This is a genomic window from Sphingomonas sp. PvP055 (genome assembly GCF_040546365.1).
In the GTDB taxonomy this organism is placed as follows: Bacteria; Pseudomonadota; Alphaproteobacteria; order Sphingomonadales; family Sphingomonadaceae; genus Sphingomonas; species Sphingomonas echinoides_A.
In genome coordinates this window covers 3,740,615-3,750,000 of the sequence record NZ_JBEPNS010000001.1, presented here as the reverse complement: position 1 = coordinate 3,750,000, position 9,386 = coordinate 3,740,615, and the positions used below count along the sequence as shown (strand labels likewise).

General features: G+C 64.6%; 4 protein-coding genes, 1 tRNA gene and 2 rRNA genes (1 of these 7 cut by a window edge). 4 read left to right on the top strand and 3 right to left on the bottom strand.

The genetic code is table 11. The features are described from left to right. From ABIC16_RS17540 to ABIC16_RS17530, 3 genes are all read left to right on the top strand, one after another. A 23S ribosomal RNA gene (locus tag ABIC16_RS17540) occupies nucleotides 1–746 on the top strand; it begins 2,054 nt to the left of the window's first position. Nucleotides 747–900: 154 nt separating this feature from the next. Next, nucleotides 901–1,015 (top strand): 5S ribosomal RNA (gene rrf / locus ABIC16_RS17535). An 86-nt stretch (nucleotides 1,016–1,101) separates the two neighbouring features. Further along, nucleotides 1,102–1,178: transfer RNA gene (locus ABIC16_RS17530), tRNA-Met, on the top strand. Between the two features lie 622 nt (nucleotides 1,179–1,800). Here the strand turns inward: ABIC16_RS17530 and ABIC16_RS17525 are convergent. Both ABIC16_RS17525 and ABIC16_RS17520 read right to left on the bottom strand, forming a co-directional pair. Further along, a complete protein-coding gene (locus tag ABIC16_RS17525; protein ID WP_502958361.1) occupies nucleotides 1,801–4,791 on the bottom strand; it encodes a TonB-dependent receptor plug domain-containing protein in 2,991 nt (996 codons plus the stop codon). A gap of 130 nt (nucleotides 4,792–4,921) precedes the next feature. Then, the gene (locus ABIC16_RS17520) at nucleotides 4,922–7,996 is read right to left on the bottom strand and encodes a glycosyl hydrolase family 28-related protein (protein ID WP_354292052.1); all 3,075 of its coding nucleotides are present in this window, start codon (nucleotides 7,994–7,996) and stop codon (nucleotides 4,922–4,924) included. Nucleotides 7,997–8,157: 161 nt separating this feature from the next. Between ABIC16_RS17520 and ABIC16_RS17515 the strand changes: the two genes are divergently transcribed. Next, complete coding sequence (locus ABIC16_RS17515) at nucleotides 8,158–8,703, top strand: gluconokinase (RefSeq protein WP_502958327.1); 546 nt, start codon at nucleotides 8,158–8,160, stop codon at nucleotides 8,701–8,703. On the opposite strand, the gene ABIC16_RS17510 is transcribed toward ABIC16_RS17515, so the two are convergent. Further along, the gene (locus ABIC16_RS17510) at nucleotides 8,700–9,377 is read right to left on the bottom strand and encodes a FadR/GntR family transcriptional regulator (RefSeq protein ID WP_354292051.1); all 678 of its coding nucleotides are present in this window, start codon (nucleotides 9,375–9,377) and stop codon (nucleotides 8,700–8,702) included. The two genes, ABIC16_RS17515 and ABIC16_RS17510, sit on opposite strands and share 4 nt — an antisense overlap. Nucleotides 9,378–9,386: the final 9 nt, after the last annotated feature.

Below are 9,386 nucleotides of genomic sequence, written 5' to 3'. Positions count from 1 at the left end.
TTGGCGCCAGCTGACGTGGAGCCATAGGTGAAATACCACCCTGTTTGTTTCTGATGTCTAACCTCGATCCATGAAACTGGATCAGGGACCCTCTGTGGCGGGTAGTTTGACTGGGGCGGTCGCCTCCTAAAGAGTAACGGAGGCGCGCAATGGTGGGCTCAGGACGGTTGGAAACCGTCTGTTAGAGTGCAATGGCATAAGCCCGCCTGACTGCGAGACTGACAAGTCGAGCAGAGACGAAAGTCGGTCATAGTGATCCGGTGGTCCCTCGTGGAAGGGCCATCGCTCAACGGATAAAAGGTACGCCGGGGATAACAGGCTGATAACCCCCAAGAGCTCATATCGACGGGGTTGTTTGGCACCTCGATGTCGGCTCATCACATCCTGGGGCTGGAGCAGGTCCCAAGGGTTTGGCTGTTCGCCAATTAAAGTGGTACGTGAGCTGGGTTCAGAACGTCGCGAGACAGTTTGGTCCCTATCTGCCGTGGGCGTCGAAATTTGAGAGGAGTTGACCCTAGTACGAGAGGACCGGGTTGAACATACCTCTGGTGTACCTGTCGTTCTGCCAAGAGCGCAGCAGGGTAGCTATGTATGGACGGGATAACCGCTGAAAGCATCTAAGCGGGAAGCCTCCCTCGAGATAAGATTTCATAGAGCCGTCAGAGACCATGACGTTGATAGATCGGATGTAGAAGTGGAGTAATCCATGGAGCTAACCGATACTAATTGCTCTATTCGCGCTTGAGAGTCCCACCATCAATGACAATCCTGGGAAACCAGATGTCGCTGTATGGCGGATGATCAAATGCAACGCCTGATTAACAACTACCATCTTCAGACCTACGTAAAGCGTGCACCGATTTTAAGATACGAACCCTCCGCTGTTCACCGGCTCCATTGCTTGGTGGCTATAGCGTCAGTGCCCCACCCGATCCCATCCCGAACTCGGCCGTGAAACCTGACTGCGCCCATGGTACTATCACTTAAGTGATGGAAGAGTAGGTCGTCGCCAGGCATTTGAAGCCGGTGAGCAGCAAGTTCGTCTCGTATCTAAAGAACCCATTCACATGTCATCTACCCTCGTTCCCTAAGCGGAACCGTCGCGGGGTGGAGCAGCCCGGTAGCTCGTCAGGCTCATAACCTGAAGGTCACAGGTTCAAATCCTGTCCCCGCAACCAAACACAACACACAGCCTCGAACGCATCCGCGTCCGGGGCCTTTTTGCGTTTGCTGTCGAAATGCGTCCGTTCGTGGTGAAATCGCCGCCAGTCTCAGGCCGTTTGCTGCCGATCGGTGTCACTTCGTCGCCCGAAAACCGCATTTTCGGGCGCGTCGAACGACGCAGCATCGATTGCTGGAAGCGCTCGAGCAAACACACTCCAGACTCCGCAATACGAATGCTCATCCTATAACCAACACCGGGCTGTAGGACATCATATTTGCAGCACAGAGCGGCTCCGCAGCCTGAACTTCGAACCGAACGATGCGACCGACCTCCTTGCCTATCTCCATCGACCGTCCTCGAACGGCTCCGAGGCCCTCGCGGGATGATACGCGGTTGAGCTTGCCCGAATGCACGACGTGCGGCTCGGCGGTGGGCAGGTCTTCCGGCGCGAACTTGGCGCTGCCACGGTTGCGATGATCAGTGGGGCATCCTGGCAATAGCAGCCGCGTCCTGCGCGGCGTTGCCTTCGATCGGCCAGTGGAAGGGCGTGGCATGCAGGTCGTGCCGCGCAGAAAGCGGGACGGGCAGGTCGGCGGAGGGCCGAACCTGCCCGAATGCTCCCCAGCAGGGGGGCGTCAGAAGTTGAAGCGGACGCCGGCGCGGTAGATCCGGCCGAGCGTCTCGTAGAGCGCCGGATTGACGTCGAGACCGGTGTTGGTCTGCGGCGACGGAGTCGGATCGTTGTCGAACACATTGTCGACCTTGCCGTACAGGCTGATCTTGTCGGTAATGTTGAACGACGCGCCAAGATCGAGGTAGAACTCGCCCTTCATCCGGTTGGTGTTGACGGTATTGAAATTGCCCGTCGAGACCGGGCAATCCGTCTGGCAGACCACGTAGTTGTTGTTGAACACGCCGTCCGAGAACCAACGCTCTTGTGCGAGCAGGGTAAAGCGGCCGCTGTCATAGGTTTGCGTCGCCAGCCACTTCCAGTTGGGGATGGCGCCAGTGTTGGCACCGGCATCATCGCGCTTTGCGACACCGGCGATCCCGGCGTCGACGATGAATTCGCGGACATGCGTGCCAAGCGCGCGCACCGTGAAGGTGCCCGGCAGCCCGAGCGGCGCCTTCCACTGGTAGCTCGCCTCCAGGTTGAAGCCGCTCGTCTTCCACGATGCCAGGTTGAACGGCTGGACGTTGACGAAGTTGGTGCCTTGCGCGCCGTCCAGTTGGAAGCCGCCGCAGAACGCCTGGTTCCCCTCGAAGCAGAAGCGGACGATCTGATCGGGCGAAAGCGTGGAGACGACGCCGCTGAGCTTGATCTGATAATAGTCCACCGACAGGCTGAGCCCGGGCAGCCACGACGGGCGCGAATAGACGATGCCGAGTTCGGTATCGCGCGCGGTTTCTGGCCGGAGGTTCGGGTTGCCGACCGTATTCTGGAAGACCTGCACCGCGACGTTGCGGAACGGATCGTTGAAGCTCGGCAGCGTGGTCACGGTCGGTGCGGCGAACAGCTCCGACAGGTTCGGTGCGCGGACGTCGCGCGACGTGACCGCCCGCAGCGTGAGGCCATCGACCGGTGTGCTCCAGGTGCCGCCGACCTTCCAGGCCCAGATCGTACCCGACGTGCTGTAGTCGGTCACGCGCGCCGCACCGTTCAGGTTGGCGCGACCGAAGCCGTCGCTGTTCCACAGCGGCAGATTGAGCTCGAGGAAGCCTTCATAGACGTGGTATTCGCCGGTGCCGTTCTTGTAATTGCCCGCGGCCCAATTGCTGCCCTGCGCCGAGTTCAGCAGCGGATCTGCGGGGTATAGCGCGCTGTTCGGGCTGATGTCGGTTACGCCAGCGCCGTACGCGTCGCCGCGCACCTTGTAGAATTCGCGCCGGTACTCCCCGCCGAATGCCACCGACAGGGGACCCGCCCACAGGTCGAACGGCTGTCCGGAGAAGTTGAGGCTCGCCACGTCCTGCTTCAGCGTCGTGCGCTGCAGCGGGCCGGCCTGGGGCATGATGTAGTTCAGCGCCGCTTCGCTCGGGGCGAAGTTGCCGAAGATGTTGATCGGCTGGCAACCGAGCGCACGCGCGGCCGGATCGGCGCAGACGACGGCGCCATTCAGCAGCACCGCATTGGTCGCGGCGACGTAGCGCGGCTGCAGCACGATACGATCGACGTCGATGGCGACCTTGGTCGTGCCATGCTGATAGTAAGCGTCATAGTTCCAGTTGGATCCGCCCAGGTCGAAGGCCCCCTTGGCGCCGATGACGAAGCGGTACTGGTCGCGATCGGTCTGGACGAGCTGGTTCGGAAGCTGGCCGTTGCTCGTGCCGAGGTTGAAGGACGTGATCCCTGCGGTGGAGCACCGATCGCGGATGGCCTGCGGCAGGAACGGGTTGGCGCATTGGACCGTCAGGTTGGGACGGTTGTATCCCGGGCTCGGCTGGTTGCTCGTCCGGACCTGCGCGATGTTGACGGTGGCGTAAATCTCGCTGTTCGGGGCGAATTCGTACCCGAGCCGACCATAGCCGTTGATCCGCTCGAGTTTGGATTTCAGCGACGCGCTCGAACCCGGCGCGCCGGACAAGTCGCCGCCGACGCAGAAGGCGTTGCCGGGATAGCAGTTGGATACGCGCCCGTTGCCGAGCGGTCTGCCGCCTGACCCGTAGTTGAAATTGACCGGCGTACCGTTCGGATCGAATGCAATGCCCTGGAGCGGACCGTTGTTGATCAGGCCGTACTTCGCATACTGATACGGCTGCGCGAAATCGGCGTAGGTAAATTGCGGTCCAGGGCCGCTGGTGATCCCGGAATTGAGCAATGTCGAGGCGCGGTGCCAATCGCGGCTGCCCGCGAGGTCGGTGCCGTAATTGCCCGGGCCGACGCCGCCTTCATGGTCGTATTCGCCACTGACGATGAGGTGCAGGCGATCGCCGAACAGCGACGTACCATAGGCTGCCTGGACGAGCGCGGTCTCGTCGTCTCCATAGTTGGTGATGCTGCCAAGGACGTTGCCCTTGAAGCCCTTGAAGCGGGTATCGGTGATGAAGTTGACCACGCCGCCGACCGCGTCCGAGCCGTAGGACGCCGATGCGCCGCCGTTGACGATGTCGACGCGCTTCACGAGAAGTTGCGGGAACATGCTGATATCGGGCACGCCGGTCACGTTTGCGCCGACGACGCGCTGGCCGTCGAGCAGCGTCAGCGTGCGGATCGGCTGGAGCCCGCGCAGCGAGAAGGAGCTGAGCCCTTGCGTGCCGCTGGAGGTGCTGAAGGTCCCGGTCGACGCACCGGTCGAGCCCTGGAGCGACGGCAACTGCTGGATGGTGTTGAAGATGTTCGGCTGCGCGTTGTTGGCGATCTGCTCCGCACCGATGACGGTGGTGGGCGTCGGCGCGTTGAACCCGTTGGCGATGATGCGGCTGCCGGTGACCGTGATGTCGGACGTGTCCGCCGCCTGCGACTGAACGGGCGCGGCAGGGAGCGGGCCGGGTGCCTCCTGCGGGGCGGCGGTCGCGACATTCGGTGGTGTCTGCGCGAATGCCGGCGACGCGACCAGCCCGAAGGCCAGGGCAAACAGGCTTGACGCGGTGCCGAGGCGGCAGCGATCAGACGAAAAGCGGTACATCATCCATCCCCCAAGATTTATGCTGATCGGTACGTCGCCTGCACGGGCCCGCACTGTTGAATTGGCTGTAGCGGATAGCCGCGGGGCCGACATCTACGACCTTAGTCGCGGCCATCGCGGGCAGGTCGTATCAGGGGCGTGCGGCGTACAGGGCATGATGCGTGAGGATGTACAGCGTCCGCTTGTCCTCGCCGCCGAACAGCAGTTGGAGCGGTCGGTCGGGCACGTCGATCCGGCCGATCTCGCGACCAGCGGCGTCGTACACGAACACGTTACCGTTCGCGACATAGACGCGGCCGTCGGCACCGGTCGCCACGCTTTCTCCGCCGCGTTGCGCAAAGGGCTTGAGGTCGCGCACCGATCCGCCTTGCCCGAGCAGCCCGGTATAGGTGCGGTTCTCCGACGCGTTGGCGAGATGGATGCGATCGCCGACGCGACCGGTCACCCAGCCATAGGTGTCGAGCGTGTCGGAGAAACGCCAGCCGAGCTGGTTGACCGGGCCCTGCTGCCAAACACGATAGGCGGGCAGGACGAGGCTTCCATCCGGGGAGACATATTCGCGCGGCTTGGGTACCGCCACGTCGCGCGCGAACATTTCCGCCAGCGTCGTGAAGTGGTCGCGCTTCGGATCATATTGGTCGCGGAACTCGCCGTTGTTCCAGAAGCTGCCGGGCAGCGCTACGCGGGCCTGCGACCGGTCGCGCACCGCGGTCGGCACGATCGGGCGTACCGCGTTCGGTTTGTCGGGATCGATCGCATAGACCGTGCCTTCCGGTCCGTCGGACGAGAGCACCATCAGCGTGCCCGACGCGTCCACCGCCAGGTTCACCGCATCGAGCGGCGCATCGGCAACCACCGACAGCCGTCCGCTGTCGCTCCAGCGATGGATGCGCTGATTTTGCCGGTCGATGAAGTAGAGCTTGCCGCCCGCATCCACCGCGCCGCCGCCGATCGAGTAGAAGCCGTCGGCCAACTGGCTGACGGGTGCGATCGATGGCGTCGCCGGGGTCGCGGTCGTCGCATCGGTGATGTCGAGCACCGCGAACTCCCGCTCGCGTACGTCGCCGCCGCGCGTCACGTCGGTGATCGCATTGGCATAGGGGAACTTGCTTGCGCGCAGATAGGTGCCGCAGCCCGCCGCGTCGCAGGTCGAAAAGCCGCTCTCGGCATTCACGTGGACGTTGCGAAAGCGAATGTCGGTCGAACCGTAAAGCTTTACCGCCGCCGGTGCGGGCTGGATCGAGCGCGTGACGCGGTAGCCGTGGAAATTGGCGAACAGGATGTTGCGCGCATTACGCACCTCCAGCGCGATCGCGTTGCGGCTTTCGCCCGCCTCCTCCTCTGTCTGCGGTGCGAAGAACTGCCAGTTGCGGACGCGGTCCAGCACGATCTCCGCGCGGACGTGATGCTCGGCCGACATTTCGTAGACATAGCCGGGCGTGCTGGTGTCGGAGACGTAGAGTCCGGCATTGGCGTAGGTGTTGGGCGTCCACAGCCCGTTGAACGTGCCGCCGCCGCCGTCGGTGACCCACAGGCTGGCGAACTGGCCGTCCCAGCGCTTCCTGACATCGGCGTCGGCGGTGTGGTTGGCGTTGTACGGGTCGAAGCGGCTGCCGTCGGCAAGCGTGGTGCCGTGCCCGCCCTGAAACTTCACGTCATCGACCAGCGAGCGTTCGCCCGCACGCCACAGCAGGGCGGTCGCGCGCGGATTGATGCCGCCGGTGGACAGTCCGAAGCCGCTGACGATCGCGTCGCCGCCCTTTGCGCTCTCGATTATCGCCTTGGGCGAACCGACGCCGCGATAATCGGGCAGGTCGTCGGGAAGGCCGATCTGCGTCATGCCGGGATGCAGCCCGATCAGCACGCTGTCGGGCCGTAGCTTGAGCGTGTTGGTGACGCGGTAGAAACCGGCGGGGAAGTAGAGCACTCGGTTCCGGTCGATCGCCCGCTGGATCGCGGCGGTGTCGTCGGTGCTGTTGTCGCCCTTCACCCCCAGCGTGCGCACGTCGACCCAGGCGGACACGGGCGGTAGTGCGCGGATCGCCGGATCGCGTCGCTTCGGCAGCTTGGCGATCGCCGCCGCGGTCATGCGTGTCTGGTACGTGCCCGGCTGGTTGAGCCCGGCGAGCGTGAGACCGTAGGTGAACTCCGCCACGCGGTACGATTTGCCCCGTCCGTCGACCGTGCGTCCGCTATCGCGGAAGCGGGCGAACACGGGCGTGTTGCTGGCCAGCGCGTTGGCGAAGCCGATCTGCGTGAGAACGGAGTTTTCGTTGCTGATGACGACGCCTGCCTGCGAGACATTCTCGAACCGCACGTCGCTGCCCCACAGCGAGTCGCCGTACCCGCGATCGATGTCGATCCCGACCGGCGTGTTACGGATCACGGTGTTGACCAGGGTAAGCCCCGCCTCATGCTCGCGGATCGCGGCATCGCGCTGTCCGTCGAAGGTCGCGTCGAGCAGGGTGTATTGCCAGGCGGGGGAGGTCTTCTCCGCGAGAATCCCGTAGCGGCCGCCGAAGAAGCGCAAGTCCATGCCGATGTTGCCGACCTGGTAGATGCCGGCGAGCGCGGCGCCGAGGCGAAAGTCGATGTGGGCGAGGTAGGTGTGCTGCGCGGTGTGCTGGCGCACGGCGGTCGCGGCCGGATTTCCCGCACCGATCTCGAAGTCGACATTGGAGAGGGCGGAGTAGAAGGTCCCCGAATTGGCGTCGGCGATGCTGGCATCGAACGGCACGCTGGTGGGGGGCGGGACCGGAACGACCTTCGCGTTCTTGATCGGGTTGCCCCAATTGTCGAGCGTGGTGCCGCGCGGGTTGTTGCCGGCGAAGAACACCATGCTGCCGACGCCCTGTTGAAAGCCGGGTGTCTTCGGCGCCAGCAGCAGCACGGGCCGCGTCCGCCCGGCCCCGAACATCCGCACGCCCGGCCAGATGTAGAGGGTGCGCGTGATGCGGTGCCGTCCCGCGGGGAGGAAGACGATTCCGCCCCCCGGCTTCGCCGCCGCAGCGTCGAGCGCCTGCTGGATCGCGGCGCTGTCGTCGACGCGGCCGTCTCCGATGGCCTTGACCGTGATCGCCCGCGGATCGTTCGGCGCCGTCTCGAACGCCGATACCGCGCGGACAGGCTGCGCCGTGGCGGGGGTGCCGAGGAGCAGGACGGAGACCAGAACCCCACGCCGGATCGTACTCGCCAAAATGTCCATCAATCGTCCCCGTTCATCGCGCGTAGCAACCTTCTAGGCATGGTGCGTTGCGCGTGCGACTGCGACAAAGGTCGCGATGGTCACCGCGCGCGGCAGCGGGCACTACCGCGACGGAACGAGGGCCGAGCCCTGCGATTAGGGCGAAAGCCAGGAAGAAGACCGTGCCACCGCTGTCGATCACCGCTGCCCTGCCGCGTTGCGCCATCATCGTCATGGGGGTGAGCGGCTGTGGCAAATCAACCCTGATGCAGGATCTCGCGGCTCACCTGGCCTGCGCTGCGTTCGAGGGAGACGACTTCCACGGCGCGGCCAACGTCGCGAAGATGCGGGCGGGTCATCCGCTCAACGATTCGGACCGCTGGCCGTGGCTGGATCGACTCGGCGCGGCGATCGGCGCGGCGGTGCGCGACGAGGGGCAGGCGGTCGCGGCCTGCTCGGCGCTGAAGCGCAGCTACCGGGATCGGCTGGAGCATGCCGCGGGTGTGCCGCTGCTGTTCGTGCTGCTCGACGGCGGGCGCGACGAAATCGCCGCGCGGCTCGCCAGCCGCACGCGCCATTATATGCCTGCCAGCCTGCTCGACAGCCAGTTCGACGCGCTCGAACGGCCCGGACCGGACGAGCGCGCGCTGATCCTGCCTGGGTCCTGGTCGGTAGAGAAACTGCGCAATGCGGTGCTGCACCGGGTGCGGAGCGAGATCGTTGCCTAGGGCATCAGCCGCTTGCGGCCCTGCCACAGGTGCCACCGCATCGCCAGCGCGGCACCGTCACCGTCCTGCGTCCTGATCGCGTCGACGATCGCAGCGTGTTCATCGGTCATCGCCTCGATCACGTGCGGCGGACGCGTGCGGGAAATGTCCACGCCGGCGCGCAGGATGCGCATGACCTTGTCCTGCAACTGATCGAGGATCGCGACGAAGGCGTCATTGCCCGTTGCCTCCAGAATCGCGCGATGGAGCAGGAAATCCTCATCATGCGCGGGTGCGCTCGACAGCAGCGCCCGGCGTAGCGCCGCCATGCGCCCTTCGATCAACGCAAGGTCATCGCTCGAGCGGCGCAGCGCCGCCAGCCGCGCGCCCTCCGCTTCGACCACGAACCGCACTTCGTAGGTGCCGAGCGTCGCCGCCAGCCCGTCGAGTGGCATATAGGCACCGAGCCGTTCGGACGGGCAGCGCGTGACATAGGAGCCGGCGCCACGGCGCGCCTCCGTGATGCCATCGGCGGCGAGCCGCACCAGTGCTTCGCGAACGATGGTGCGCGACATGCCGAACGTTTCCGCCAGCCGCGCCTCCGACGGCAGCCGGTCGCCGGGGGAAAGATCCGCGTCGGTGATGATTCCGACGATCGCCGTATAGGCGCGATCCGCGAGCCTTTCCGCCTTCACGCGCGCGTG